Annotated in this window: 27 protein-coding genes, 1 pseudogene and 1 riboswitch; of the genes and pseudogenes, 15 read left to right on the top strand and 13 right to left on the bottom strand. The window is 72.6% G+C overall.

Annotated features, from left to right (window positions below; genetic code table 11):
- Window positions 1-65: 65 nt before the first annotated feature.
- Window positions 66-686, bottom strand: coding sequence for a MarR family winged helix-turn-helix transcriptional regulator (locus OG392_RS22540; RefSeq protein WP_329282197.1), 621 nt, complete (start codon window positions 684-686; stop codon window positions 66-68).
- A gap of 85 nt (window positions 687-771) precedes the next feature.
- Here OG392_RS22540 and OG392_RS22535 point away from each other — a divergent pair, with 85 nt between their 5' ends.
- Window positions 772-1,989 (top strand): MFS transporter, encoded by a 1,218-nt coding sequence (locus OG392_RS22535; protein WP_329282195.1) that lies wholly within the window; start codon window positions 772-774, stop codon window positions 1,987-1,989.
- Window positions 1,990-1,992: 3 nt separating this feature from the next.
- On the opposite strand, the gene OG392_RS22530 is transcribed toward OG392_RS22535, so the two are convergent.
- Window positions 1,993-2,760: an alpha/beta fold hydrolase gene (locus tag OG392_RS22530; protein ID WP_329282194.1), complete on the bottom strand. Its 768-nt coding sequence runs from the start codon at window positions 2,758-2,760 to the stop codon at window positions 1,993-1,995.
- A gap of 135 nt (window positions 2,761-2,895) precedes the next feature.
- On the opposite strand from OG392_RS22530, the pseudogene OG392_RS22525 reads away from it, so the two are divergent.
- The 3 genes and pseudogenes from OG392_RS22525 (at window position 2,896) to OG392_RS22515 (ending at window position 4,536) form a co-directional block, all read left to right on the top strand.
- Window positions 2,896-3,332: pseudogene (locus tag OG392_RS22525) on the top strand (hypothetical protein).
- 12 nt (window positions 3,333-3,344) lie between these two features.
- Window positions 3,345-3,764, top strand: coding sequence for a thiol-disulfide oxidoreductase DCC family protein (locus OG392_RS22520; RefSeq protein WP_329282191.1), 420 nt, complete (start codon window positions 3,345-3,347; stop codon window positions 3,762-3,764).
- Window positions 3,765-3,774: 10 nt separating this feature from the next.
- On the top strand, window positions 3,775-4,536 hold the full coding sequence (locus tag OG392_RS22515; protein ID WP_329282189.1) for a TetR family transcriptional regulator: 762 nt from the start codon (window positions 3,775-3,777) through the stop codon (window positions 4,534-4,536).
- Between the two features lie 69 nt (window positions 4,537-4,605).
- Here OG392_RS22515 and OG392_RS22510 read toward each other — a convergent pair whose 3' ends face one another.
- Entirely contained in the window at window positions 4,606-6,159 is a 1,554-nt protein-coding gene (locus tag OG392_RS22510) for an ABC transporter substrate-binding protein (RefSeq protein WP_329282187.1), read from the bottom strand.
- Window positions 6,160-6,351: 192 nt separating this feature from the next.
- A complete protein-coding gene (locus OG392_RS22505) occupies window positions 6,352-7,737 on the bottom strand; it encodes a metallophosphoesterase (RefSeq protein WP_329282185.1) in 1,386 nt (461 codons plus the stop codon).
- A gap of 212 nt (window positions 7,738-7,949) precedes the next feature.
- Between OG392_RS22505 and OG392_RS22500 the strand changes: the two genes are divergently transcribed.
- Both OG392_RS22500 and OG392_RS22495 read left to right on the top strand, forming a co-directional pair.
- Window positions 7,950-8,189 (top strand): SCO4848 family membrane protein, encoded by a 240-nt coding sequence (locus OG392_RS22500; protein WP_329282183.1) that lies wholly within the window; start codon window positions 7,950-7,952, stop codon window positions 8,187-8,189.
- A 663-nt stretch (window positions 8,190-8,852) separates the two neighbouring features.
- On the top strand, window positions 8,853-10,121 hold the full coding sequence (locus OG392_RS22495; protein ID WP_329282181.1) for a D-alanyl-D-alanine carboxypeptidase family protein: 1,269 nt from the start codon (window positions 8,853-8,855) through the stop codon (window positions 10,119-10,121).
- Here OG392_RS22495 and OG392_RS22490 read toward each other — a convergent pair.
- Window positions 10,045-11,001, bottom strand: a complete 957-nt coding sequence (locus OG392_RS22490; RefSeq protein WP_329282179.1) for a YihY/virulence factor BrkB family protein — start codon at window positions 10,999-11,001, stop codon at window positions 10,045-10,047. The two genes, OG392_RS22495 and OG392_RS22490, sit on opposite strands and share 77 nt — an antisense overlap.
- A gap of 232 nt (window positions 11,002-11,233) precedes the next feature.
- On the opposite strand from OG392_RS22490, the gene OG392_RS22485 reads away from it, so the two are divergent.
- Window positions 11,234-11,401 (top strand): hypothetical protein, encoded by a 168-nt coding sequence (locus OG392_RS22485; RefSeq protein ID WP_329282177.1) that lies wholly within the window; start codon window positions 11,234-11,236, stop codon window positions 11,399-11,401.
- Between the two features lie 36 nt (window positions 11,402-11,437).
- Complete coding sequence (locus tag OG392_RS22480; protein WP_329282175.1) at window positions 11,438-12,193, top strand: decaprenylphospho-beta-D-erythro-pentofuranosid-2-ulose 2-reductase; 756 nt, start codon at window positions 11,438-11,440, stop codon at window positions 12,191-12,193.
- Between the two features lie 77 nt (window positions 12,194-12,270).
- Here the strand turns inward: OG392_RS22480 and OG392_RS22475 are convergent, their stop codons facing one another.
- Together OG392_RS22475 and trpS are read right to left on the bottom strand one after the other, a co-directional pair.
- Window positions 12,271-12,861, bottom strand: coding sequence for a 2'-5' RNA ligase family protein (locus OG392_RS22475; RefSeq protein WP_329282174.1), 591 nt, complete (start codon window positions 12,859-12,861; stop codon window positions 12,271-12,273).
- A gap of 91 nt (window positions 12,862-12,952) precedes the next feature.
- Window positions 12,953-13,966 carry a tryptophan--tRNA ligase gene (gene trpS, locus OG392_RS22470; RefSeq protein ID WP_329282172.1) on the bottom strand — a complete coding sequence of 338 codons (1,014 nt, stop codon included), beginning with the start codon at window positions 13,964-13,966 and terminating at the stop codon, window positions 12,953-12,955.
- 56 nt (window positions 13,967-14,022) lie between these two features.
- Here trpS and OG392_RS22465 point away from each other — a divergent pair, with 56 nt between their 5' ends.
- Together OG392_RS22465 and OG392_RS22460 are read left to right on the top strand one after the other, a co-directional pair.
- Window positions 14,023-14,631 carry an RNA polymerase sigma factor gene (locus OG392_RS22465; protein WP_329282170.1) on the top strand — a complete coding sequence of 203 codons (609 nt, stop codon included), beginning with the start codon at window positions 14,023-14,025 and terminating at the stop codon, window positions 14,629-14,631.
- Window positions 14,624-15,427 carry a hypothetical protein gene (locus tag OG392_RS22460; protein WP_329282167.1) on the top strand — a complete coding sequence of 268 codons (804 nt, stop codon included), beginning with the start codon at window positions 14,624-14,626 and terminating at the stop codon, window positions 15,425-15,427. The genes OG392_RS22465 and OG392_RS22460 overlap by 8 nt, the downstream gene beginning before the upstream one ends.
- A gap of 59 nt (window positions 15,428-15,486) precedes the next feature.
- Here the strand turns inward: OG392_RS22460 and glyA are convergent, their stop codons facing one another.
- On the bottom strand, window positions 15,487-16,764 hold the full coding sequence (glyA, locus tag OG392_RS22455) for a serine hydroxymethyltransferase (RefSeq protein WP_329282165.1): 1,278 nt from the start codon (window positions 16,762-16,764) through the stop codon (window positions 15,487-15,489).
- A 73-nt stretch (window positions 16,765-16,837) separates the two neighbouring features.
- A riboswitch (ZMP/ZTP riboswitch) is annotated at window positions 16,838-16,928 on the bottom strand.
- A gap of 123 nt (window positions 16,929-17,051) precedes the next feature.
- Here glyA and rocD point away from each other — a divergent pair.
- Window positions 17,052-18,260 (top strand): ornithine--oxo-acid transaminase, encoded by a 1,209-nt coding sequence (gene rocD / locus OG392_RS22450; RefSeq protein WP_329282163.1) that lies wholly within the window; start codon window positions 17,052-17,054, stop codon window positions 18,258-18,260.
- A 91-nt stretch (window positions 18,261-18,351) separates the two neighbouring features.
- The gene (locus tag OG392_RS22445) at window positions 18,352-19,047 is read left to right on the top strand and encodes a polysaccharide deacetylase family protein (RefSeq protein WP_329282161.1); all 696 of its coding nucleotides are present in this window, start codon (window positions 18,352-18,354) and stop codon (window positions 19,045-19,047) included.
- A gap of 13 nt (window positions 19,048-19,060) precedes the next feature.
- Here OG392_RS22445 and OG392_RS22440 read toward each other — a convergent pair whose 3' ends face one another.
- Entirely contained in the window at window positions 19,061-20,245 is a 1,185-nt protein-coding gene (locus OG392_RS22440; protein WP_329282159.1) for a glutathionylspermidine synthase family protein, read from the bottom strand.
- A gap of 14 nt (window positions 20,246-20,259) precedes the next feature.
- On the bottom strand, window positions 20,260-20,562 hold the full coding sequence (locus tag OG392_RS22435) for a hypothetical protein (protein ID WP_329282157.1): 303 nt from the start codon (window positions 20,560-20,562) through the stop codon (window positions 20,260-20,262).
- A gap of 91 nt (window positions 20,563-20,653) precedes the next feature.
- Between OG392_RS22435 and OG392_RS22430 the strand changes: the two genes are divergently transcribed.
- Window positions 20,654-21,577: a hypothetical protein gene (locus tag OG392_RS22430; protein ID WP_329282154.1), complete on the top strand. Its 924-nt coding sequence runs from the start codon at window positions 20,654-20,656 to the stop codon at window positions 21,575-21,577.
- A gap of 76 nt (window positions 21,578-21,653) precedes the next feature.
- Here the strand turns inward: OG392_RS22430 and pdxR are convergent, their stop codons facing one another.
- Window positions 21,654-23,144 carry a MocR-like pyridoxine biosynthesis transcription factor PdxR gene (gene pdxR / locus OG392_RS22425; RefSeq protein ID WP_329282152.1) on the bottom strand — a complete coding sequence of 497 codons (1,491 nt, stop codon included), beginning with the start codon at window positions 23,142-23,144 and terminating at the stop codon, window positions 21,654-21,656.
- Between the two features lie 46 nt (window positions 23,145-23,190).
- On the opposite strand from pdxR, the gene OG392_RS22420 reads away from it, so the two are divergent.
- On the top strand, window positions 23,191-23,724 hold the full coding sequence (locus OG392_RS22420) for a carboxymuconolactone decarboxylase family protein (protein WP_443054838.1): 534 nt from the start codon (window positions 23,191-23,193) through the stop codon (window positions 23,722-23,724).
- The gene (locus tag OG392_RS22415) at window positions 23,721-24,500 is read left to right on the top strand and encodes an isocitrate lyase/PEP mutase family protein (RefSeq protein WP_329282148.1); all 780 of its coding nucleotides are present in this window, start codon (window positions 23,721-23,723) and stop codon (window positions 24,498-24,500) included. Before OG392_RS22420 ends, OG392_RS22415 begins: the two co-directional genes overlap by 4 nt.
- Before the next feature lie 21 nt (window positions 24,501-24,521).
- On the opposite strand, the gene OG392_RS22410 is transcribed toward OG392_RS22415, so the two are convergent.
- Both OG392_RS22410 and OG392_RS22405 read right to left on the bottom strand, forming a co-directional pair.
- Window positions 24,522-24,890 (bottom strand): hypothetical protein, encoded by a 369-nt coding sequence (locus OG392_RS22410; RefSeq protein WP_443054837.1) that lies wholly within the window; start codon window positions 24,888-24,890, stop codon window positions 24,522-24,524.
- 149 nt (window positions 24,891-25,039) lie between these two features.
- A complete protein-coding gene (locus tag OG392_RS22405; RefSeq protein ID WP_329282146.1) occupies window positions 25,040-26,029 on the bottom strand; it encodes a malate dehydrogenase in 990 nt (329 codons plus the stop codon).
- Window positions 26,030-26,091: the final 62 nt, after the last annotated feature.

Genomic DNA, 26,091 nt, shown 5'->3' with positions numbered 1-26,091 from the left:
GATGAAGGGGCGCCCGAGGGCGCCCCTTCGTCGTGTCCGGGACCGGTGGCCGGCGGGCGGGGCGCCTACCAGTGGCGGGTCGGCTGCGTCGACTCGGCCTCGACCATGACGCGCCGCAGCATGCCGTTGAGGAGGGCGCGTTCCTCCGGGGTGAGGACGCCGAGCAGGCGGTACTCCTCGTGGCCGAGGACGTCCATGGCACCGAGCCAGGTCTCGCGGCCGGAGGCGGTGAGTTCGACGACGACCCGGCGCCGGTCGGTGGTGGACTGGGTGCGGCGGACGAACCCGCGCTTCTCCAGCGCGTCGAGGCGGCCGGAGACGGAGGCCGGGGCCAGGTCGAGGTCCTGGGCGAGTTCCGAGGGCGCGGCGCTGCCGCCCCGGCCCGCGATCTTGTGCAGGGTGTCGAACTCGTGGCGCTCCAGGTCGAAGTCGACGAGCGACTGCTCCCTGACCCGGCGCAGATGGACCGAGAGCTTCTTCATCCGGGTGACGGCGCCCTCGACGACGGGGTCGAGGGCGGGCAGGACGGGCTGCCAGCGGGCGACATGCTCGTCGGTCCAGTCGCGCGCGGCATGCGCGTCGCGTGCCCCACCCGCGTCGCGGGCGGCATGCGGCTCGTGGGCGGCACTCGGCTCGCCCGGAGCGGGGGCTTCGCTCGGAGTACGCCGTTCCTCGGGTTGCGCCATGGGGTGATCGTACGTCGACGGGCAGGGATCCACCCGAGAAGTATTTCGTTGACGAATTATTCGGTAACGAAATACTCTTCGGGTCATGACCGCTGCCACGGCCACGGCGCCGCCGCCCGTCCCCCACCCCCTGCGCACCCGCTCCTTCCGGCTGCTCTTCACCGGCCGCACCCTCTCCCTCCTGGGCGACGCCGCCATCCCCGCAGCCCTCGCCCTGGCCGTCCTGGAGGCCACCGGATCCACCTCCGCGCTCGCCCTGGTCCTCGGCTGCGCGATGGTGCCCAAGCTGCTCCTGCTGCCGCTCGGCGGCGTGGTCGGCGACCGGTTCGACGCCCGCACCGTCGCGCTCACCACGGACCTCGTGCGCTGCGTCACCCAGCTGATCGTCGGGATCCAACTCCTCGGCGGAGCGCCCAGCCTGGCCGTCCTCGCCGTCTCCGAGGCGCTCGGCGGCGCGGCCGGCGCCTTCGCCATGCCGACCGTCGCGCCGCTGGTGAAGGGCACGGTGGCGGCCGAGTCGCTGCACCGGGCCAACGCCGCGATGAGCATCGCCAAGAGCGCCACCCGGCTCGGCGGCCCCGCACTCGCCGGCACCCTCGTCCTGACCGTGGGCCCCGGCTGGGCGTTCGTCCTCGACGCGGCGACGTTCGCCCTCAGCGCGGCCCTCCTGGCGGCCGTGCGGGTGAAGCGGGTACCGATCCCGCGCCGCTCGCTCCGCGCCGACCTGGCGGAGGGCTGGCAGGAGGTCCGCTCACGCGACTGGTACTGGACCAGCCTGATCGGCCACAGCGCCTGGAACGGCGCCGCGGCCGTCCTGATGACCCTCGGGCCCGCCATCGCCGTGCAGCGGCTCGGCGGCGGCACCACCTGGGTCGTCCTGCTCCAGGTCGGCGCCGTGGGCTTCCTCCTCGGGGCGCTGCTCGCCGACCGGGTCACGCCCCGGCGCCCGGTCCTCACGGCGAACCTCGGGCTCGCCACGTACGCGCTGCCGCTGGTCCTGCTCGCGGTCGCCGCGCCCGCGCCCCTGACGATCGCGGCCTACGGGCTCGCGCAGGCGGGCCTCGGATTCCTCTCCCCCGTCTGGGAGACCGCCGTCCAACGGGCGGTGCCCGCCCACGCGCTGGCCCGGGTCACCTCGTACGACTGGCTGCTCTCACTGGCCGCCATGCCCCTGGGGTACGCGCTGGCGCCGCTCGCCGCCTCGGCCTGGGGGCCGGAGGTGCCGCTGCTCGCCGCGGCCGTCGCCGTGGGCGGCTGCTGCGCCGCGACGGCCCTCGTGCCGGGGGTACGCCGCTTCCGCTGAGGCCTACCGCACCGCCTCCGCCAGGAAGGCGGTGAGCAGCCGGGCGGTCTCGTCCGGGCGCTCCAGGGCGGGGAGGTGACCGGCCCAGTCGAGGTCGACGCGGCGGGCGGCGGGCAGGAGGCGGGTGAGGTCGTCGGCGACCGCCCGGAAGTCGGGAAGGTCGTGGGCGCCCACGGCGACGAGGGCGGGGACCCCGATCCCGGCGATGTCGTCGGCGGTGACCTCGGGGGTGACGGGCTCGAACTCCTCGGGGGCGGCGAGCTGGACCTCGAAGGCGCGCCGCTGCATCTCCCGGACGAGCGCGCGGACCCCGGGTCCGGCCTCGGGTCCGAGCCAGGTGTCGACGTTGAGCTCGACGGCGCCGTCGAGATCGCCCTTATCGAGCAGTTCGTCCTCGCGGTCTCCCCAGGCGCGCAGCTCCTCGCCGGGTTCGAAGCCGGGGATGCCGGAGGCGAGCAGGGCGAGGGCGGAGACGCGTCCGGGGTGTCGGACGGCGAGTTCCAGCGCGACCTGGCCGCCGAAGGAGGAGCCGACGACGGCCGCCCGTTCGACGCCGAGGTGGTCGAGGAGGTCGCGTACGTCGTCGGCGTGGGTGTGCGCGGCGTCGACGGGGGTGTCGCCGAAGCCGCGGAGGTCACAGCGGACGACCCGGTGTCCGGCCTCCGCGAGGGCGTGGAACTGCCCCTCCCACATCCGGCGGTCGCAGACCCCGGAGTGCAGCAGGAGAACGGTCGAGGGGCCCTGGCCGGCCAGGTCATGAGAGAGCGTCATTCGGGGGACCCTATGCGCCCGGACCGGCGGTGGCCAGCGGGTTTCCCCCGGCCGCGCAAGCGACTTGAACACGTTCAAAGAGAGGTCTACAGTCATGACCAACAGCTTTTGAACGCGTTCAAGGGAGGGTGGGGCATGGACCTCACTGTCGTCGCGTACATCGTCTATCTGCTGATCAGCGTGGCGCTGACCGTCTGGGTCGCACGCACGCTCAGCCGCAACGGAAGGATCTTCCTGGCGGACGTCCTGCACGGGAACGAGAAGCTCGCCGAAGCCGTCAACCACCTCCTGGTGGTGGGGTTCTACCTCGTCAACTTCGGCTTCGTCGCCCTCTACCTCAGCCAGGACGACGCCGTCCTCGACGCCCGCGCGCTCTTCGAGGCGCTCTCCGTGAAGCTCGGGGTCGTCCTGCTGGTCCTCGGCGTCATGCACCTCGGCAACGTCTACGTCCTCAACAGGATCCGGCGCCGCGGGGTCATGGAGCGCGAGCAGGTGCCCCCCCGGTCGGCCCGCAGGGCTGGACCGCCACCCCCCGGGGCGGCCCCTGGGCCCCGCCGGCGCCCCAGCGCTGAGAGGGGCGCGCCGTGCCGACCCCCGTGGGGCGTCTGACCGTGCTGTACGACGCGGACTGCCCGCTCTGTGTGCACCTCAGGCACTGGCTGCTGCGCCAGCGGCAGCTCGTGCCGCTGGACCTCGTACCGGCCGGGTCGCAGGAGGCCCGGCGCCGGTTCCCGGAACTCGACCACACCGCGACCCTGCGGGAGATCACCGTGGTCGGGGACCGGGGACAGGTCTACCGGGAGACCTCCGCCTGGATCGTCTGCCTCTGGGCGCTCGCCGACCACCGGGCCAAGGCCCACTGGCTGGCCACCCCGGCGGGGCAGCCCTTCGCCCGGATGACCGTCCTGGCGGCGGCGAAGTGGCGCGAGGCCCTCAAGGGGCCGGACCGCGGGCCCGGGGCCTGCGAGGACGGGCGCTGCGAGGCGCCCGGTCCGCCCGGCTAGGCTCGTCCGTGTGACGGACGTGAAGGAAGACAAGAAGGCCCCGAAGAGCGAGCAGACCCGCACGCTCATCCTCGAAACCGCGCTCCGGCTGTTCAAGGAGCGTGGTTACGACAAGACGACCATGCGGGCCATCGCCCAGGAGGCCGGCGTCTCCGTCGGGAACGCGTACTACTACTTCTCGTCCAAGGAACACCTCGTCCAGGGCTTCTACGACCGGATCGCCGAGGAGCACCAGGCGGCCGTCGAACCCGTCCTGACCGGCGGGGAGAAGGACCTCACGGCCCGGATCCGGGGGGTCTACCTCGGCTGGCTCGACATCGCGGAGCCGTACCACGAGTTCGCGGCGCAGTTCTTCAAGAACGCCGCCGACCCGGACAGCCCGCTCAGCCCCTTCTCGCCCGAGTCGGAGGGTCCGCGCGAGGCCGCGATCGAGGTCCACCGGCGGGTCATCGCCGGCGCCTCGGTGAAGGTCGACCCGGAACTCAGGGAAGCCCTCCCGCAGTTGCTGTGGCTCCAGCAGATGGGCCTGGTCCTCTTCTGGGTGTACGACCGCTCCGAGGGCGCGGCCAACAGCCGCCGGCTGGTCGAGCGGCTCGCGCCGGTCACCGCCCGCGCGATCTCGCTCTCCCGCTTCCGGATCCTGCGCCCGCTGGTCAAGGAGACGCACGAGCTGCTCTCCGACTTCATGCCCACGGCAGCGGGAATGGCGGCCTCGGGCAAGCCCAAGAAGAGGGCGAGCCCGAAGCCGCCGGAGGGGGCGCCGGAGTCGTAGACCCCGGGGCCCCGGGGACCCGGGGGGTGTCCGGCCGGACCGGCAGGACACCCGCCCTGTCCGGTCCCGCTAGATCCAGCCGAGTTCCCACAGACGCCAGATGCCCGTGCCGTCCGTCAGGTACTGGGAGCCGCCGACCTCCTCGGTGGCGAGGACGTAGTCCTTCTTCTGCCACAGCGGGACGAGCGGCACGTCGGACGCGACCTCGCTCTGGATCGCCTTGAAGTCGGAGGTCGCCCGGGAGCGGTCGCTGAACTGCTGCGTCGAGGAGATCAGCGCGTCGATCCGCTTGCTGGAGAACCCGTTGTGCAGGGTGTTCTCGGTGCCGACCAGCGGAGCCGTGAAGCTGTCGGAGTCGGGGAAGTCGGGCAGCCAGCCGACCGTGTACGCGTCGAAGGCACCCTTCGCGTACTGCTTCTGGAACTCCGTCCACTTGACCTCGACGGCCTTGACCTTGAAGAGGCCGGCCTCTTCAAGCTGCCGCTTGATCTCCGCGGTCTCGGCGCTGTACGTGGCGTCCGCGCGGTAGCCGAAGGTGAACGTCACCGGCGTCTTGACGCCGGCGTCCTCGAGGAGCTTCTTCGCCCGCTTCTCGTTCGGTTCCGGGTCGATGTCGTAGAACGCGGTGCTGTGCCCGACGAAGCCCTGCGGGATGAGCGAGTACAGCGGCTCGACGGTGCCCTTGTAGGCGCCGGTGGTGATCGCCGGGCGGTCGAGCAGCGCGGCGACGGCCTGGCGTACGGCCTTGTCGGCCATGGGCGAGCCGGGCCGCACGTTGAAGTTGAGGTTGCGGATCTCGGCGCTCTCCGCCTCGGTGACCCGGGTCCCGTCCCGCGGCTCCAGGGTCGAGATGAACTCCGGCGGCAGCTGCCGGTGCGTCACCTCGATCTCCTTCGCCTTCCAGGCGTCGGCGAGGTCCGCGGACTGGGCGTAGTACTTCACCCGCACCGGGCCGCCGGCCTTGGTGACCGCGCCGCGGTACTTCGGGTTCGGCTCCAGGAGCGCGGACTCGCCCGGCTTGTACTCCTTGAGGACGTACGGCCCCGAGCCGTCGACGGCCGTGTCCCCCCGCAGCCCCTTCGCCGGGTAGTGGTCCTTATCGACGATCGAACCCGCGCCCGTGGCCAGCTTCAGCGGGAACGTGGCGTCCCGGCTGCTCAGATGGAAGGTGACCTCACGGCCCTGCGCCGAGACGCTCTTCAACGTCGGGAAGAGGGGCTGCGGACCGACGTCCGTCTTGATGCGCAGCATCCGCTCGAACGAGTACTTGACGTCCTCGGCCGTGATCTTGCGCCCATTGGCGAACGAGAGGTCGTCGCGGAGGGTGCACTGATAGACCGTGAGCTTCGAGCCCTGGAACTTGCAGCTCTCCGCCGCGTCGGGAACGGGGGTCGTGAACCCCGGCTTGAACGTGAGCAACGACTGGAAGACGTTGCTGTACATGGCCCAGGAACCGGCGTCGTACGCGCCGGCCGGGTCCAGTGAAGTGACCTCGTCGGTTGTGCCGACGCTGATCGGATCGGTCCGGCCGCCGTCGGAGGGCAGGAGTTGCCAGCCCCCCACTCCGGCGGCCACCAGTACTCCACAAGTGATGAGGATCCGCAGACGGACCGTCGACCGCATTGCCGTGCTTCCTTTATTCGTCCACCCCAGCTGCGACGGCCCCCGGAAACGTCGCGATGCCGTCATCCCATCACACGAGTTTCACAAGTGGAAGAGAAAACTTGCACACCACAGGTATATGTCCGGGAAATGCGAATTTAAGTCGATGAGCAGCACGTATCGGGCTCGGTGCGGGGAGTGACCCTGCCCCGATTACGCCTGTTTCGAAGCGAGTTCGACGACGGTGATGTCCGAGGGCGCGCCGACCCGGACCGGCGGTCCCCAGGCGCCCGCGCCGCGCGAGACGTACAGCTGGGTGTCTCCGTACCGTTCGAGGCCGGCGACGGTCGGGTTGGCCAGTTCGGCGAGGTAGTTGCCGGGCCAGAGCTGGCCGCCGTGGGTGTGTCCGGAGAGCTGGAGGTCCACGCCGTGCCGCACGGCGTCGTGGACGACGATCGGCTGGTGCGCGAGGAGCACCGCGGCGCGGGCCCGGTCGCGGTCGCCGAGCGCCCGTCCGAAGTCGGGGCCCTGGCCCTCGCTCTCGCCCGCGACGTCGTCGACGCCGGCGAGGTCGAAGCCGGCCGCGACCTCCACGCGCTCGTTGCGCAGAGGGCGCAGTCCGAGCTCACGGACGTGGTCGACCCAGGCGTCGGCGCCCGAGAAGTACTCGTGGTTGCCGGTCACGAAGAAGGAGCCGTGCCGGGCGCGGAGCCGCGCGAGGGGCTCGGCGGCGGAGCCGAGGTTCTCGACGGTGCCGTCGACGAGGTCGCCGACGACCGCGATCAGATCGGGCTGGGTGGAGTTGATCGTGTCCACGATGCGCTGGGTGTGGGCGCGGCCGAGGATCGGTCCGAGGTGGATGTCGGAGACGACGGCGATCCGGTAGCCGTGGGCGGCGCGCGGGATCTTGGCGAGCGGGACGGTGACCCGCTTGACCCGGGGACCGCGCAGCACGCCGTACGCCCCGTAGCCGACGGTCCCGACGGCGGCGGCGGCCGCGGCGCCGCCCACGACGCGGGAGACGAAGAGCCGGCGGGAGACCTCGGCGGGGGTCGCGGGGGCGGGCTGGGGAGCCGCTTCGGCCGGCTCGTCGGGGGCGGCGTGCTCGCCGGAGGTGGCGTGCTCGTCGGGGGCGGCGTGCTCCTCACCGGCGGACTGCGGAGCCGTTTCGGCGGGCTTTCCAGGGGCGGCCGGCGTGTGGTCCGGGACCGGCACAGGCACGGGCGCCGGCACCGGGGCCGCCGGGGCCACCGAGCCCGCCGCGGGCGTCCCGGCCCGCGCACGGCGTTCGAGCAGGCGGAGGAGGAGGGGTCTGACCACCTCGCCGACGGCCAGGGCGAGGGTCACGTACAGGAGCAGGGCGAGCCACAGGAAGCCCGGCCACGCGACCACCTGCTGGAGCACGAACGGGGCTCCGGCGCGGGACGAGGCGAGGGCCGCGAACGACAGCAGCGGCAGCACCACGACGGCGGCCGTGCCCAGGCGGCGCGGCAGGCTCCCCCGCGTCGTGACGTCGCGCACGAGGCGCCGCCACACGTACCAGTGCACGGCGCAGAGCAGCGCGAGCACGACGATCAGAACCAGCAGGAAGACGACCACGCCCCGGAACCCCTTCTTCTACCGCTCGCGCGGTCCTCACCGACTTCGCGGCGCGCGGCGCGCACCCCACGCAACCCGAGCACTCCGATCACCGTCCCCAGGACGAGGGACATGGGCGGCTCACCGTCAGCGCACAGACCCCGGCCACCACGGCAGGGAGCACGGGCCGGATACTGGCAGGACCGACCCGCCTACCCCCGGAAGGGCATCCCGTGAAGCTCAGCCGTCGCACGTCCTGGTTCCTTCTCGCGTTCGGTGCCTGGTCCTGGATGATCTGGATCACCTTCGCCCGGAACCTCTACGAGGACGCGAGCGGACTTGCCTTCGACGACGCGGGTGACCCGACCGCCTACTTCTGGGTGCATCTCACCCTCGCCGTGACGTCGTTCATCCTAGGGACGGCCGTCGGTGTGATCGGCCTGAGGGGCGTACGAGCGAACTCGGGCAAGTAGAGGGCCCCGCCCACGCGCCACGGGAAGCGCGCGGGCGGGGCCGTTGAGGTCCTGCCGCAGTCGGTCGATCGATCAGCACACGGGGCTCCACCGGCACGGTCCGATGAGCCATGCTCGGCAGCGAAGCGGTCGGCCACGGTCGCCGGCTTCGTGCACAGCACGCAGCACGGATGGGCGTCGGCGCACGGCGTGGGGATCCCCACCGGACCCACCGGTCCGGTGGGGATCCCAACCGGACCCACCGACGTCTTTGAACGTGTGAACGACCTCCCAACCCCCGCTCGCCGCCAGCGCCTCACCGGCCGCCACCTGCGCCTCCGGAGACGCCTCGGACGAGTCGGGGCGCGCCCTGGGCTGTCGGGCGTAGACGGCCACCCGCACGGTGTCCAGCCGCTCGGCTCCCACAGGCGAGACGAAAGGGGTCAAGGCTCTCGGCTGACCTTCTCTGCCGTCGAGGCTCTACAGGTCAGCTGCATATGGAAAGTGATCCCGATGAACCAGCTTCACACCCCGAACCCGAGCGGGAACCAGGAGACGCGACGGCTGAACTTCATGACCCCAGCATCACCGTCCGTCCCACCGGCCCCGCGGACGGGTGGACGAGCCCGGCCGAACGGCCAGCCGGGGTTCGGATCCTTGTTCCGTACCTGTACGTTCACGACCGTGTCTGCTTCCAAGAAGACCGCTTGGGCGGTCACTGCTGCTCTGTTCCTGCCGCTCGTCGTCGCCGTGCCCGCGCACGCGGACACGAAGGACGAGAAGGACAAGCAGCCCAAGCCCCCGAACGCGATGTCCTCGCTCGGCGGCCCGCTGCTCGGCAACCCCGGCACCCAGGTCCAGCTGGGGCCCGGTGCCCCGGTGCTGCCGAAGGAGCTGTCGGGACGCTCCTGGATCGTCGCGGACGCCGAGAGCGGCCAGATCCTCGCCTCGCACAACGCGCACTGGCCGCTCGCCCCCGCCTCCACGCTCAAGATGCTCTTCGCGGACACCCTGCTGCCGAAGTTCCCCGACGCCCGGCTCAAGCACCTCGTCACCACCACCGACCTGGCCGGGATAGGAGCGGGCTCGAGCCTGGTCGGCATCAAGGAGAAGCAGACCTACACCGTCCACGACCTGTGGCTCGGGGTCTTCCTCCGCTCGGGCAACGACGCCGTACACGTCCTGACCAGCATGAACAGCGGCCTGCGGCAGACCGTGAAGGAGATGAACGACCACGCGGCCGAGCTCCAGGCGCTCGACACGCACGTGGTCTCCCCGGACGGCTACGACGCCCCGGGCCAGGTCTCCTCCGCGTACGACCTGACACTCATCGCCCGCAGCGGCATGCAGAAGCCGGCCTTCCGCGAGTACGCCGCCACGCCCCGCGCCGCCTTCCCCGGCGAGCAGAAGCCGGGCAAGAAGCGCGAGACCTTCGAGATCCAGAACACCAACCGCCTGCTCACCGGTGATCTCGGCGTCGCCCCGTACCAGGGCATCGCCGGCGTGAAGAACGGCAACACCACGCACGCGGGCGCCACCTTCACCGGCGTCGCGGAGCGCGACGGCAAGGTGCTGCTCGTCACCGTGATGAACCCCTCGTCGAAGGAGCAGCACGCGGTCTACCGCGAGACGGCCCGGCTGCTCGACTGGGGCTTCGCCGCGTCCGGGAAGGTCACTCCGGTCGGCGAGCTGGTGCCGCCCCGGTCCGCGCGGACCGAGACGTCCGCCCCGGACGACGGTTCGGTCCCGGCGCCCGGAAAGAACGCCCCGGACAACACCGTCCAGGCATCCTCCGAGGAGCGGTCCGGCGGCATCGGGGTCGCGCTCGGAGTGGCAGGCGGGGTCCTGTTGCTCCTCGCCGGTGCCGTCTTCCTGGTCAACCGCCGCTGGCCGCTGGCCGGGGCGGCGGGACGTCGTCGCCGTTCCCGCCGGAACCCGGACGTGAACCCGTAGCGGACTCCGGCCCGTCGTCGGCCGCGGACTCCCCACGGGAGCCCGTGGCCGTCCACGCGGCGCAGTACAGCAGCAGCTTCGCGGTGAAGTTGATCCACAGCAGCAGGGCGATCGGCACGCCGAACGCCCCGTACATCGACTTCGCCGCGACGCCCCTCATGTAGCCGCCGAGCAGCAGCTTCAGGAGCTCGAAGCCGACCGCGCCCATCAGCGCCGCCACCACGAGCCGTCGGCGCGGCGGGTGCACACCGGGCAGCAGCGTGAGGACGTACAGCAGGATCAGGAAGTCGGCGACGACGGCGACGAGGACGGCGGCGGCCTGCAGGAAGTAGCCGCCGGCGCCCTCGCTGGAGATGCCGACCCGGTCGGCGCTCCAGCCGACGGCGGTGGAGCCGAGCCAGGACGCGGCGAGCGAGGCGAGGGCCACGCCGCCGAGGCCGACGAGGATGAGCCCGTCCTTGCCCTTGAGCAGGATCGGGTTGCCCTCGATGTCGTCGAGCCCCCACACGGCACGCAGGCAGTCCCGCATGGAGCCGATCCAGCTGATGCCGGTGACCAGCAGGAGCGCACCGGCGACGAGCCCGACGGTGCCGGCGTTGTCGACCAGCCCGCTGATGTTGAGCTGGTCGGAGATGCCGGGCACCTGGTCGCTGATCTTGTCCTCGATCTTGTCGAGCTGCTCCTTGCTCAGGAGCGCGGCCCCGATCGCCGCGGCGACCGTGATCAGTGGGAAGAGGGCGAGGAAGGACACGAAGGTGATCGCGGCGGCCAGCCGGGTCCAGTGGGCCGCGTCGAGCGTCTCGTACGAGCGCCAGGCGTGGGTCCGCATGAGGCGGGCGACCCAGGGGCCGATGACGGGGAGCTTGGTGAGCCAGTCCATGTCGTACGTCTGCCCCTCGATCCGTTCGTTGCGCGGAGAGCGCGGTACGAGAATCCCCCGCCGGGGCCCGCGGACCCGCGAGCGACATCCCGTGCCCCGCGAGCGACATCCCCTGCGTCACCGTTCGGCGGGGGCCTGGGGGATCTTTCCCGACACTCCTTTCATCACCCCTATCGACGAACCGCTCTGCAATACCGGCAAAAGCGACAGACGCGGCTATACGGTCACTCTCATGGCTGTCGAGACCCTCGTCCTGGACGACGACTGCGAAGCGATCACCGGCTGGAGGCGCACCGCGCCGGCCCACGCGCGCGTACGGCGGCCCCGCCGAGGTCGCCGACGCTCCGCGTCGGCTCCCTCCTCCGCCTCGCGACGCACGACACCCGACACCGCTCCCTGATCCGGCCTGATCGACGACACCCCTCCAGGAGCCCCCATGAAGGACGCCTTCGGCGCCCCGCAGTCCCTGCTCGTCCTCGGCGGCACCTCCGAGATCGGGCTCGCCACCGCCCGCCGGCTGATCGCCCGCCGTACCCGGACCGTCTGGCTGGCCGGGCGCCCCTCCCCCGCGCTCACCGCCGCGGCGGACTCCCTGCGGGTGCTGGGCGCCGAGGTGCGCACCGTCCCCTTCGACGCGCTCGACACCGCGTCGCACGAGGAGCGGCTCGGCAAGATCTTCACGGAGGGCGACATCGACATGGTGCTGCTCGCCTTCGGGGTCCTCGGTGACCAGGCGCGCGACGAGTCCGACCCGGTCGCCGCCGTCCGTGTCGCGCAGACCAACTACACGGGCGCGGTCTCCGCCGGTCTGGTGTGCGCGGGCGCGCTGCAGGCGCAGGGACACGGCTCGCTGGTCGTGCTCTCGTCGGTGGCGGGCGAGCGCGCCCGCCGCGCCGACTTCATCTACGGCTCGTCGAAGGCGGGGCTCGACGCCTTCGCCCAGGGCCTCGGGGACGCCCTGCACGGCACCGGGGTGCACGTCATGGTCGTCCGGCCGGGGTTCGTCCGCTCGAAGATGACGGCCGGGCGCGCGGAGGCACCGCTCGCGACCACGCCGGAGGCGGTCGCGACGGCGATCGAGCTGGGGCTGCGGCGGCGCTCGGAGACGGTGTGGGTGCCGGGGGCGCTGCGGATGGTGATGGCGGCGGTACGGCACGCGCCGAGGCCGCTGTTCCGGCGGCTGCCGGTGTGACGCGCCGAGGGCCCGGCGTGCCCGGCACACCGGGCCCGTGGCTCCGGGTCCGGGCCGAGCCCAGGCCGGGTCCGGGTCTAGGCCGTGGGCGTCGGCGTGTCCACCGGGCTGCCGCCCTGTGCGGGGACGGCCGAGATCGGGCGGCCGCTGCCGAACTCGTAGTCGTACAGCTTCCGCCACACGCCGTCCGCGCCCTGCTCGTACAGCGCGAACGAGCGGCAGGTCCAGGCCGCCTCGTACCCGGCGAGCTCCTCGTACGCCCGGTCCATCCCCTCCTCGGAGATGCCGTGGGCCACGGTGACGTGCGGGTGGTACGGGAACTGGAGCTCGCGCGGGAGCGGTCCCGCCTCGTCCCGGATCCGCTGCTGGAGCCGGTTGCAGAAGGGCACGCCCTCCTGCAGCTTGACGAAGACGACCGGGGAGAGCGGACGGAAGGTGCCGGTGCCCTGGAGACGCACGGGGAACGGCTGGTGGTCGGCGGCGACATCCGCGAGGTGCGCCTCGATCTCCGGCAGCCGGTCCTCGGCGACCTCCGTCGGCGGGACCAGCGTCACATGCGTGGGGATGCCGTACGCGGCAGGGTCCCCGAAGCCGGCGCGCCGCTCCTGGAGCAGGCTGCCGTAGGGCTCCGGGACCGCGATCGAAACGCCGAGCGTTACGGTCCCCACGTCGTTCTCCTCCGTCGTCGGTCGACTTGTGTCGGGTGGTACAGCCGCCAGTGTGCGGCCTGCACCACCCTTTGGGCCAGGGTCCTTGGTCTCAGTGCTTGGCGGGCAGGAAGCCCATGCGCTCGTACGTCTGCGCCAGCGTCTCGGCGGCGACCGCACGGGCCTTCTCGGCTCCCTTGGCCAGGACCGAGTCCAGCGTCTCCGGGTCGTCCAGGTATTCCTGGGTGCGGGTCCGGAACGGCGTGACGAAGTCCACCATGACCTCGGCGAGGTCCGTCTTGAGCGCGCCGTACATCTTGCCCTCGTAGCTCTTCTCCAGGTCCTCGACGGAGGTGGAGGTGAGCGTGGACATGATGGTCAGCAGGTTGGAGACGCCGGCCTTGTTCACCGGGTCGAAACGGATCACCGTCTCGGTGTCGGTGACCGCGCTCTTGACCTTCTTCGCGGTGGTCTTCGGCTCGTCCAGGAGGTTGATGAGGCCCTTCGGCGTCGACGCCGACTTGCTCATCTTGATCGCCGGGTCCTGGAGGTCGTAGATCTTCGCCGTCTCCTTGAGGATGTACGGCGACGGGATCGTGAACGTCTCGCCGAAGCGGCCGTTGAAGCGCTCCGCGAGGTCGCGGGTCAGCTCGATGTGCTGGCGCTGGTCCTCGCCGACCGGGACCTGGTTGGCCTGGTAGAGCAGGATGTCCGCGACCTGCAGGATCGGGTACGTGAAGAGGCCGACCGTGGCGCGGTCGGCGCCCTGCTTCGCGGACTTGTCCTTGAACTGGGTCATGCGGGAGGCCTCGCCGAAGCCGGTGAGGCAGTTCATGACCCAGCCGAGCTGGGCGTGCTCGGGGACGTGGCTCTGGACGAACAGGGTGCAGCGCTCGGGGTCGAGACCGGCGGCGAGCAGCTGGGCCGCGGCGAGCCGGGTGTTGGCGCGCAGCTCGGCGGGGTCCTGCGGGACCGTGATCGCGTGCAGGTCGACGACCATGTAGAAGGCGTCGTGGGTCTCCTGGAGGGCGACCCACTGGCGGACGGCGCCGAGGTAGTTGCCGAGGTGGAACGAGCCTGCCGTGGGCTGGATTCCGGAGAGCACGCGGGGAACGTCAGAGGCCATGCACATCATTCTCTCAGGTGTGGGAACCGATCCCGGCCTGCCGGTGTATCAAGAGTGTGAGGACGCGGGAGGGGGGCCTGGTCGACGACGAGGCCGCGGTGATCGCACGGGTCCGCGCCGGGGAGCCGGAGGCGTACGCGGCGCTGGTCCGCGCGCACACGGCGGTCGCGCTGAGAGCCGCGGTGGCGTGCGGCGCGGGCACGGAGGCCGAGGACGTGGTGCAGCAGGCCTTCTTCAAGGCGTACCGCTCGCTCGGGCGTTTCGAGGAAGGCTCGGCGTTCCGGCCGTGGCTGCTGCGGATCGTCGTCAATGAGACCAGGAACACAGTGCGGTCGGCGGGTCGGCAGCGGGCCGTCGCCGGCCGGGAGGCGGACATGCTCGGGGGTGAGCCGCGGATACCGGAGTCGGCCGACCCGGCGGTCGCGGCGGTGGAGCGGGAGCGGAGCAGACGGCTCCTCGACGCGCTCGACGCCCTGGGCGAGGACCACCGGCAGGTGGTGATCCACCGCTATCTGCTCGAACTGGACGAGGCGGAGACGGCCCAGGCGCTCGGCTGGCCGAGGGGGACGGTGAAGTCCCGGCTGAGCCGGGCGCTGAGGAAGCTGGGGCTGGCGCTCGGGGAGAGCCTGACGGAAGGACCGGAGGGAGGTGAGGGGCGTGGCTGACGAGGGTCTGCCGGACGAGCTGAGGGAGCTGGGACGGCGGCTGCGGGTGCCGGACGTGGACGGGGAGTCGATGGCCGAGCGGGTGCACGCCCAGCTCCTCGCCGAGCGGGCGCCGACCCCGGAGCCGGAGCCGCGGTCGGCCCCGCGCCGCTGGTGGGCGTCGGTACGGGGGTGGGCGCGGGCGCGGTGGCGGGCGCTGGTGGCCGCTCTGACCGGGGTGCTGATCGTGCTGGTGCTCACTCCGCCGGTGCGGGCGGCGGTGGCGGAGTGGTTCGGCTTCGGCGGGGTGGCCGTGCGGTACGACCCGGACGGGCGGCACGTCCCGCCAGGGGGCCCGGTGCCGGGGTGTCCGGAGCCGGTGCCGCCGGCGGAGGCCGGGCGGCTCGCGGGCTTCGAGCCGCTGATACCCGGCGCGCTCGGCGCGCCGGACGCCATGGCGGTGACGGGGTCGGCCGAGCGGGGCCGGGCGGTGATCAGTCTGTGCTGGCGCGAGGGGGAGCGCACCGTGCGGCTGGACGAGTTCCCGGCCCGGCTGGACATCGGGTTCGCCAAGCAGGTGCGGACGCAGCCGGAGTGGGTCGATCTGCCGGACGGCGCGCAGGGCTACTGGTTCGCGGCCCCGCACCTGCTGACGTTCCCGATGACGGACGGGACGGGTTCGGCCTGGACCCATGAGGTCCCTACGGCGGGCCCCACGCTCCTCTGGACGAGGAACGGGGGCGCGCTCACCTTCCGCCTCGAAGGGATACCGGACCGCGAGGAGGCCCGGCGGACGGCCGAGTCGGTCGGCGGCTGAGCGGCGGGGCGGGCCGGGCGGACGCCTCTGGGGAGGCCGCCCGGGCACCGCCCAGGGGGTCAGACCGGGAGGCCCGGGGCCGGGAAGGCGGCCAGGAGGTCGGCGACCTCCGCGCGGACGGCGGCGAGGGACTGCTCGTCGCCGGTGCCGGCGGCGGCGACACCGCGGTCGATCCAGTCGGCGACCTGGTCCATGTGCGCGGTGGTGAGGCCGCGCGAGGTGAGGGAAGGGGTGCCGATGCGGATGCCCGAGGGGTCGAACGGCTTCCGGGGGTCGTAGGGGACGGTGTTGTAGTTGACGACGATGCCCGCCCGGTCGAGGGCCTTCGCCGCGATCTTGCCCGGGACCTGCTTGGGGGTGAGGTCCATCAGGATCAGGTGGTTGTCGGTGCCGCCGGAGACGAGGTCGAAACCGCGGGCGAGGAGTGCCTCGGCGAGGGCCTTGGCGTTGGCGACGACGGCGTGGGCGTAGTCGCGGAAGGAGGGCAGGGAGGCCTCGCGGAGGGCGACGGCGATGGCGGCGGTGGTCTGGTTGTGGGGGCCGCCCTGGAGGCCGGGGAAGACGGCCTTGTCCAGGGCCTTGGCGTGCTCCTCGCGGGACATCAGCATGGCGCCGCGCGGACCGCGCAGGGTCTTGTGGGTGGTCGTGGAGATGACGTCCACGTGCGGGACCGGGGACGGGTGGGCGCCGCCCGCGATCAGGCCGGCGATGTGGGCGACGTCGGCGACGAGCACGGCGCCGGCCTCACGGGCGATCTCGCCGAAGGCGGCGAAGTCGATCGTGCGGGGCAGCGCGGTGCCTCCGCAGAAGATCACCTTGGGGCGTTCCTTGAGGGCGAGTTCGCGGACCTCGTCGAAGTCGATGAGGCCCGTGTCCTGGCGGACGCCGTACTGGACGCCGCGGAACCACTTGCCGGTGGCGGAGACGCCCCAGCCGTGGGTGAGGTGGCCGCCCATGGGCAGGGCCATGCCCATGACGGTGTCGCCGGGCTCGGCGAAGGCCAGGTAGACGGCGAGGTTGGCCGGGGAGCCGGAGTAGGGCTGGACGTTGGCGTGGTCGACGCCGAAGACGGCCTTGGCTCGCTCGACGGCGAGGGTCTCGACCTGGTCGATGTTCTGCTGGCCCTCGTAGTAACGGCGGCCGGGGTAGCCCTCGCTGTACTTGTTCTGGAGGACGGTGCCGGAGGCTTCGAGGACGGCGGCGGAGACGTAGTTCTCGCTGGGGATGAGGCGCAGGGTATCGGCCTGGAGACGTTCCTCGGCGCCGACGAGGGCGGCGAGCTCGGGGTCGGCGGCGGCGAGCGCGGGGTGCGTGGACGGGTGCTGCGACGTGGTCATGGTGATGTCCTCCGGGCGTCGGCGGGTCCCGGGGCACTGCGTGAGAGGCGCGGCGCCACGCGGGACTTCGGTCCCGTGACGCCCAGGCGGGCGGCGTCTCGTGTGGTCTGCCGCGCACGGCTCCCCCGGGGTCGCTTCCCCGTTCGCCAGTCGCCGTGCGTGTTTTCAGAGTAGCGGGCGCGCCGCGCGCGAGGTTTCCCGGTCCGGCATCCGAGCGACGATAGAAACAGGGGCCACACCCCCTCGTCGGGGTCATCCCCCGAGCCCGCAGGACGAACGGAGATCCCGTGTCGAGCACACAAGACGCGATCGCTTCGGCGGAGGCGCACAGCGCTCACAACTACCACCCCCTGCCGGTCGTCGTCGCTTCGGCGGACGGCGCCTGGATGACCGATGTCGAGGGGCGCCGCTATCTCGACATGCTCGCCGGTTACTCGGCGCTCAACTTCGGCCACGGCAACCGGCGTCTGATCGACGCGGCGAAGGCACAGCTGGAGCGGGTGACGCTGACCTCGCGCGCCTTCCACCACGACCGGTTCGCCGAGTTCTGCACCCGGCTCGCCGAGCTGTGCGGGAAGGAGGCGGTGCTGCCGATGAACACCGGCGCGGAGGCGGTCGAGACGGCCGTCAAGACCGCCCGGAAGTGGGGGTACGAGGTGAAGGGCGTGCCGGACGGGCACGCCAAGATCGTGGTGGCGGCGAACAACTTCCACGGCAGGACGACGACGATCGTCAGCTTCTCCACGGACCACGAGGCGCGGGACCACTTCGGTCCGTACACGCCGGGGTTCGAGATCGTGCCCTACGGGGACCTGACGGCGATGGAGACGGCGGTCACCGAGAACACGGTGGCGGTGCTGCTCGAACCGATCCAGGGCGAGGCGGGTGTCCTGGTCCCGCCGGCGGGCTATCTGGCGGGGGTGCGGGAGCTGACCCGCCGGCGGAACGTGCTGTTCATGGCGGATGAGATCCAGTCGGGTCTGGGCCGGACGGGCCGGACGTTCGCGTGCGAGCACGAGGGCGTGGTGCCGGACGTGTACATCCTGGGGAAGGCGCTGGGCGGCGGGGTGGTGCCGGTGTCGGCGGTGGTCGCCGACCGGGAGGTGCTCGGGGTGTTCCGGCCCGGTGAGCACGGCTCGACGTTCGGCGGGAATCCGCTGGCCTGCGCGGTGGCCCTGGAGGTGATCGCGATGCTGCGGACGGGCGAGTACCAGGAGCGGGCGGCGGAGCTGGGCGAGCACCTGCACGCGGAACTGGGGCTGCTCGTGGGCGGCGGGGCGGTGGAGGCGGTGCGCGGCCGCGGGCTGTGGGCCGGGGTGGACATCGCGCCGTCGCACGGTACGGGCCGGGAGATCTCGGAGAAGCTGATGGAGCGGGGTGTCCTGGTGAAGGACACCCACGGTTCGACGATCCGGATCGCGCCGCCGCTGGTCATCTCCAAGGAGGACCTGGACTGGGGTCTGGAGCAGCTGAGGGGTGTCCTGTCGGAGGAGTGACGAGGTCCGCTTGAGGGGACGGAGAACGCGGGCCGGTGCGGGGCAACTCGGACCATTGACAGGGCAGTTGGTCTAGGCCAATGATGCCGCCATGCCGAGACTCCGCCTGCGTCACGCCGTGCGTGCCGCGCTCGCCGCCCTCGTCCCCCTCGCGCTCCTCGGCGCGGTCACCGGACCCGCGCACGCCGCACCGAGGGCGGCCTGGCCCGAGCCCGTCCCGGTGGTCTCGCACATCGAGACCACCGACCCGGTCGTCTTCGTCACCATCGACGACGGCTGGTTCCACGACCCCGCCGCGGCGAGACTGCTGCTCGACCGGCGGGTGCCCGCCTCGCTCTTCCTGCTGCCCCGGGCCTACTCGTACGACTCCGGCTACTTCCACACCCTGCTGAACCAGGGGCCCTCCCGCGTCGAGAACCACACGGTCGACCACCCGGACCTGACCACCCTCGACGCCGCCGGCCAGAAGGCGGAGTTCTGCGGGGCGCGCGACCAGCACCTCGCGCAGTTCGGCGACGGCCCGCGGCTGCTCCGCCCGCCGTACGGCGTGTACGACGCGACCACCCGGACCGCGGCCCGCGCCTGCGGGGCGAAGGCCCTCGTGACCTGGACGTACGACCTCACCACCTGGGGCCAGTGGACGCCGCCGACGCCGTCGCTCAAGGCCGGCGACATCATCCTGCTGCACTTCAACGAGACCCTGGAGCAGGATCTGACGCGGGCCCTGGCGGCGGCCGAGGCCGCGGGCCTGCGGCCGGCTCCGCTGCGGGACTACGTCCCGGAGTAGCGCCGCTCGCGCCCTACAGGATCACGTGCGGGAGGAAGCGGGCGTACTCGTCGGTGACGAGGCCCGCCGACTCCCGGATGCCGAGTCCCGCCGCCTCGTCCTCGACGACCCACGCGCCGAGCACCACCCGGTTGCCGTCGAAGTCGGGCAGCGGGGCCAGTTCCTGGTAGCAGCAGGGCTCTCCGTCCCGCACGAACGGCTCCGTGCCGGCCTCGTGCAGGGTGACGCCCGCGCCCTCGCGGCCGAGCAGCGGCTTGGCGACCCAGCCGCCGTTCGTGGCGAGTTCCCGTGGTCCGTCGAGGTAGGCGGGCAGCAGGTTGGGGTGGCCGGGGTAGAGCTCCCACAGGATCGCCAGGAGCGCCTTGTTGGAGAGCAGCATCTTCCAGGCGGGCTCGATCCAGCAGGTGGTCCCGGTGCCGCCGCCGTTGTCGAGGGTGTCCAGGACGTGCCGGCCGAAGCGGTCGGTGGTCAGCCACTCCCACGGGTAGAGCTTGAAGCAGCTGCGGATGAACCGGAGCCGGTCGTCCACGAAGCGGCGCGAGAGCCGGTCCCAGCCGATGCGCTCGACGGAGAGGGCCTCGGTCTCCAGCCCGGCCTGCTGAGCGGTCTCGCGCAGATACGCGACCGTCATCAGGTCCTCGCCGAGCTCGTCGCCGTCCGAGTGCACGAAGTGGAGGGGGCCGGGAGGAAGCAGGCGGGCCTGCTTCCGCCATGCGTCGACGAGCCGTTCGTGGAGGGAGTTCCACTGATCGGCGCCGGGGAACCGTTCCTCCATCCAGAACCACTGCGGGCTCGCGGCCTCCACGAGCGAGGTGGGGGTGTCGGCGTTGTACTCCAGCATCTTGGCCGGGCCGGTGCCGTCGTAGCGCAGATCGAACCGCCCGTAGAGGGACGGAAGCTCGGCGCGCCGCCGCCAGGACTCGGCGACCAGGGAGGCGAGCTTCGGATCGGTCATCCCCAGCTCGGCGAACCGGTCCCGCTCGACGATGTGCGCGGCCGCCGCGAGACACATCGCGTGGAGCTCCTCGACGACCTCCTCGAGCGCCTCGACCTCGGGCAGGCTGAAGGAGTAGTACGCGCTCTCGTCCCAGTACGGACGCAGCGAATCGTCCGGGTAACGGGTCAGCGGGTAGACGAGCCCCTGCTCCTCCACCGTCTCCTGCCAGCCCGGACGGGGCTCGATGGTGTGCCGTCGCATGTGCCGGACCTCTCTCAGCCGCCGCCGGAACCGGAACAGCCGAAGCCGCCGGTGTCGACGGCCTTCATGTCGAAGCTGCCGCCGCTCACGCGGTTGTCACGCAGGGAGCCGCCGTAGTAGTACGAGCCCCGGTGGGTGGTGCCGCCGTTGTCGTCGTCGTCGCTGCCGCCGCCGCTCTCGCACTCGTAGCTGGGCAGCGCCTCCCGGGTCACCGGGTCCACGCACCGCTTGTCCGGGTCGGATCCGCACGCCGTGATCGTCGCCGCGAGCACACCCATCCCGCCGAGCACGACCGTGCTCGACCTCAGCCTCCGCATGTCCCTGGCCCTCCCCTTCGCAGTCGCGACCGCACAGTGTAGGCCGGTCAATTCCAGCCGCAGCACCTAGAGTCATTTCGTGCTACTCGGGATGATTTGTGCGCTCGCCTCGTCCGTCTGCTTCGGTGCGGCCTCGGTTCTCCAGGCGATGGGGGCCCGTGCCACGTCACCGGGGACCGGTGGCGGGGTCGACATCGCGCTGATGTGGCGGGTGCTGCGGCAGTGGCGGTACATCGCCGGTCTCTGCATGGACGGCCTCGGCTTCGTGCTGCAGATCGTGGCCCTGCGGACCCTGCCCATCTACGTCGTGGGCGCGGCCCTCGCCGCGAGCCTGGCGGTCACGGCGGTCATCGCCTCCCGGGTGCTGCGGGTGCGGCTCAGCCGGGTGGAGTGGACGGCGGTGGGCGTGGTCTGCGCCGGCCTCGCGCTGCTGGCCCTCGCCTCCGGGAAGGAGGGACACGAGGACGGCCCCGACTGGCTGCCCTGGGCCCTGCTCGTGAGCGCCTTCGGAGTGCTGCTGCTCGGTGTCGTGGGCGGGCGGCTGCCCGCGAAGCCCCGCGCCCTCGTCCTCGGCCTCGGGGCGGGCTTCGGCTTCGGGGTGGTCGAGGTGGCGGTCCGGCTGATCGACGGCATCGACTTCGCCGATCCGGTCTGGTACGCGCTCCTGGTGGGCGGCGGGGCCGCGTTCGTGCTGCTGACCTCGGCGCTCCAGCGCGGCTCGGTGACCACGGCGACGGCGGGCGCGGTGCTCGGCGAGACGGTCGGCCCCGCGATCATCGGGGTGGCCTGGCTCGGCGACACCACACGGGAGGGCCTCGGCTGGCTCGCGGTCACCGGTTTCGCGATCGCGGTGGCGGGCTCCCTGACCCTGGCCCGCTTCGGCGAACCTCCGGAGGTGGACGCGAACGGGCGAACGGTGGAGGCGGCGGGGGCGGCGGCGGGACCGGGCGCGGGACCGGGCGGCCCCCCGGGACCCGGCGCGGGCGGCCACGGCCCGGGGCGGAAGGACCTCTAGCCACGCCCCGGCCCCGGGCCGGGCGCGGACGGCCCGGGACCGGGGCCGGGGCGCCCCTCGCCGGACTCGGCACCGCTCAGCCGCCTCCCGGCGCCTGGGGCAGCACCCGGCAGAGGGTCCGGAGGGCGCTCTGCCAGGCGCTGTCCGGAGGGGTCGCGTAGCCGACGACGAGACCGTCCAGGGTCGCCGGCACCCCCGGGCGGCGGAACTGGTCGACGCCCTGGACCGCGAGGCCGTTCCAGGCGGCGGCCCGCAGCACGTCCTGCTCCGTGCCGGGCGGCAGGGCAAGGACGGCGTGGAGACCGGCCGCGATCCCGCTGACCCTCGTCTCCGGCGAGTGCGCCGCCACCGCCGCGACCAGCTGGTCGCGGCGCCGCCGGTAGCGCAGCCGCATCGCCCGTACGTGCCGGTCGTACGCCCCCGAGCCCAGGAACTCCGCGAACGCCAGCTGGTCCGGCGCGCTGGACACCCAGTCCACGACCCCCTTCGCCGCCACCACCTCGCCGACCAGGCTCTCCGGGAGCACCATCCACGCGAGCCGCAGCCCCGGGGCGAGGGACTTGCTCGCGGTGCCGAGGTAGACGACCCGCTCGGGGTCGAGGCCCTGGAGGGCGCCCACCGGCTGGCGGTCGTACCGGAACTCCCCGTCGTAGTCGTCCTCCAGGACGAAACCGCCCGAGGCACGCGCCCAGTCGACGACCTCCGCACGCCGGTCCGGGGGCAGGGCGCCGCCCAGCGGGAACTGGTGGGCGGCCGTCATCAGGACGGCCCCGGCCGAGCCGAGGGGGCCCGACTCCTCGACCCGGGTGCCGCGTTCGTCGAAGGGCAGGACCGGGGTGCCGAGGCCCGCGCCGGTGAGGAGACCCGCGTGGAGACCCAGCCCGTACGACTCGATCGCGACGTCCCGGACGCCCCGGCTCCGCAGCACCTGCCCGATCAGCATCAGCCCGTGCACGAAGCCCGCGCAGACGACGATCCGTTCGGGCCGGGCGTACACGCCCCGCGCCCGGGCCAGGTACTCGGCGAGGACGGTGCGGAGTTCGATACGGCCGCGCGGATCGCCGTACCCGAAGGCCTCGTTGGGGGCGGCGGTGAGCGCCCGCCGGTACGCCTTGAGCCACTCGGCGCGCGGGAAGGACGCCAGGTCGGGGGTGCCGGCCTTCAGGTTGTGCGCGGGCGCGGAGGGCCGTGGCAGGGCACGCGCGGGCGGAGCGGCCGCGGGCCTCGCCCCGGGGCGGGGCTCCGGACGGCGGGGTTCGGCGCGACGGGGTTCGGCGCGGCGCGGTTCGGCGCGACGGGGTTCGGTGCGGCGGGCGACCCGGGTGCCGGAGCCCTGCCGGGCCGTGAGCCAGCCCTCGGCGACGAGTTCGGCGTAGGCGTCGGCGACGGTGTTGCGGGCCATGCCGAGGTCCGCGGCGAGCGACCGGGAGGACGGCAGCCGGGTGCCCGCCTCCAGACGCCCGCTGCGCACCGCCTCGCGGAGCGCGTCCATGAGTCCGGCCCGCAGCCGCGGACCGCGCAGTTCCAGATGGAGATCGGCCCCGAAAGTGGCCCACTCGTTCGCCATACGAATGGACCATACCCCTGAGCCACCTGGCTCGTACGGTGAAGACATGACCATGCACACGAACACCATCAGCCCCCTCGACACCGACGACGCCACGGCGCCGGCCGAGTACGCCCACGAGCACGCCCCGCGCCTCCCCCTCGCCGAGCGCGTGCCCGAGTTCTACCGGGCGATGCTCCGGCTGGAGACGGCTGCGGCGAAGGACATCGACCCGACCCTCTACCACCTGATCAAGATCCGGGCCTCGCAGATCAACCACTGCGCCTTCTGCATCGACATGCACTCCAAGGACGCGCTGGCCGAGGGCGAGACCGTCGAGCGGATCGTGCAGCTCTCCGCCTGGGAGGAGTCCAGGCACTTCTACACGGAGCGGGAGCTCGCCGCCCTCGCGCTGACGGAGTCCGTCACCGTCCTCACCGACGGCTACGTCCCCGACGAGGTGTACGCCCGCGCCGCGAAGCACCTCGACGAGACCGAACTCGCCCGCGTCATCAGCGCGATCGTCGTCATCAACGCGTGGAACCGGATCGCCGTCTCCACCCGGATGACGCCCGGCCACTACACCCCGCGCAGCGCGTGAGCACGAACGGGGGCACGCCCGGGAGCGGGACCGGCGGCCCGGCGGCCCGGGTCCTGCGTGAGCTCCACCGGGACCGGGCGGCCGGCGATCCGCTGGTGCTGCCGGGCCCGTGGGACGCGGTGAGCGCCCGCGCCTTCGAGGCGGCCGGGTTCCCGGCGCTCGCGACGCCGAGCGCCGGGATCGCCGCCGCCCTCGGGTACGAGGACGGGGCGACCCCCGCGGCGGAGATGTTCGCCGCCGTGACCCGGATCGTCCGGGCCGTCTCCGTGCCCGTGACGGCGGACCTGGAGGGCGGCTACGGGCTACCGGCGGCCGAACTGGTCGAACGTGTACGGGAGTCGGGGGCCGTCGGCGTGAACCTGGAGGACACCGGGCCGGACGGCCGGCTCAAGGACCCGCGGGCGCACGCCGCGTGGCTGGCGGAGGTGCGGGCGGCGGCGGGGCCCGGGCTCTTCGTCAACGCGCGCGTGGACGTGTACCTCCGCGGGGCGTCCGTACCGCTGGAGGCTGCGATCGCCCGCGCCCGGCTCTACGCGGAGGCCGGGGCGGACTGCGTCTACCCGATCACGGCCCCGCCCGCCGACCTCCCGGCCCTGCGCGCCGCCCTCGGCGACCTCCCGCTCAACACGCTGGCGGCCCCGGAGGGCGGCCCGTCCTTCGCCGAACTCGGCCGTCTCGGAGCGACCCGGATCACCTTCGGCGGCGGCCTGCTCCTTCGCGCACGGGACGACCTGGCCGCGCTGGCGGCGAAGCTCCGCGAGAACACGACGGGTTGAGGCGCGCGGGACCTGCCGGGTTCAGCCGCCGAGCAACGCGCCGGCCGCCTGTCCGACGGCCACGCCCGAGGCGAGGATCCCGGTCACCGCGCCCGCGTCCGTGAGGGCGCGGCGCACCCGGCCGAGCCGGCCCGCGTCCGCGCGGCCCGTGCTCTCGATCTCGGCCTCGGCGTCGGCGAGTTCGCCGTCGAGGGCGGCCGTCCGCTCGGTGGGGACGACCCCGGCGAGGTCGGCACGGAGCCGGCGAACGGCCTGCAGGAGTTCCTCCTGCAGGGGATCACGGGCCGCGGGGGCCCCGTGCACCGTGCTGGTGACGGTGTTGTGGTCGCCGATGGTGACGTTGCCCCCGGTGTTGGTGACGTGGATGCCGTCCGCGGTGCTCCCGGTCACGATCCCTCCGATACCGCCGATGTCTCTGGTGCCCGACCGCCCCAGCCTACGGCCGGCCCGGGCTCCCGTTCCGGAGCATGAGAAACGGCGCCCCCGAGCCGTACGGTCGGTCGTACGGTTCGGGGGCGCCGGGCGCGTGGAGCGGGGACTCAGATGAGGCCGAGCTCGCGGACCGCGTCGCGCTCCTCGGAGAGCTCCTTCACCGAGGCGTCGATACGGCCGCGCGAGAAGTCGTTGATCTCCAGGCCCTGGACGATCTCGTACTTGCCGTCCTTGGTGGTGACGGGGAAGGAGGAGATGAGACCCTCCGGGACACCGTACGAGCCGTCCGACGGAATGCCCATGGAGGTCCAGTCGCCCGCGGCGGTGCCGTTGACCCAGGTGTGGACGTGGTCGATGGCGGCGTTCGCGGCCGAGGCGGCGGAGGACGCACCGCGGGCGTCGATGATCGCGGCGCCGCGCTTGGCGACGGTCGGGATGAAGGTCTCGGCCAGCCACGCCTCGTCGTCGACGATCTCGGCGGCGTTCTTGCCCGCGATCTCCGCGTGGAAGATGTCCGGGTACTGGGTCGCCGAGTGGTTGCCCCAGATGGTGAGGCGCTTGATGTCCTCGACCGAGGCGCCGGTCTTCTGGGCCAGCTGCGTCAGGGCGCGGTTGTGGTCCAGGCGGGTCATGGCCGTGAAGCGCTCGGCCGGCACGTCCGGGGCGGACTGCTGCGCGATGAGGGCGTTGGTGTTGGCCGGGTTGCCGACGACGAGGATCTTGATGTCGTCCGCGGCATGGGCGTTGATGGCCTGGCCCTGCGGCTTGAAGATGCCGCCGTTGGCGGCGAGCAGGTCGCCGCGCTCCATGCCCGGGCCGCGCGGGCGGGCGCCCACGAGCAGGCCGATGTTGGCGCCCTCGAAGCCCTTGTTCGGGTCGTCGAAGATGTCGATGCCCTTGAGCAGCGGGAAGGCGCAGTCGTCGAGCTCCATGGCGGTGCCCTCGGCGGCCTTCACGCCCTGCGGGATCTCGAGGAGGCGCAGCTTGACCGGCACGTCCGCGCCGAGCAGGTGGCCGGAGGCGATGCGGAAGAGCAGCGCGTAGCCGATCTGGCCGGCCGCGCCGGTCACGGTGACATTCACGGGAGTGCGGGTCATGGCGATCTCCGTAAGACAGCTGGCGGTGGGGGTCCCTGCCCCTGGTGCGGGATAGCTCTCTT

The sequence above is a fragment of the Streptomyces sp. NBC_00691 genome, from assembly GCF_036226665.1.
Classification (GTDB): domain Bacteria; phylum Actinomycetota; class Actinomycetes; order Streptomycetales; family Streptomycetaceae; genus Streptomyces.
Note: the sequence above shows the minus strand (reverse complement) of the source record. Positions and strands in the feature narration are given on the sequence as shown.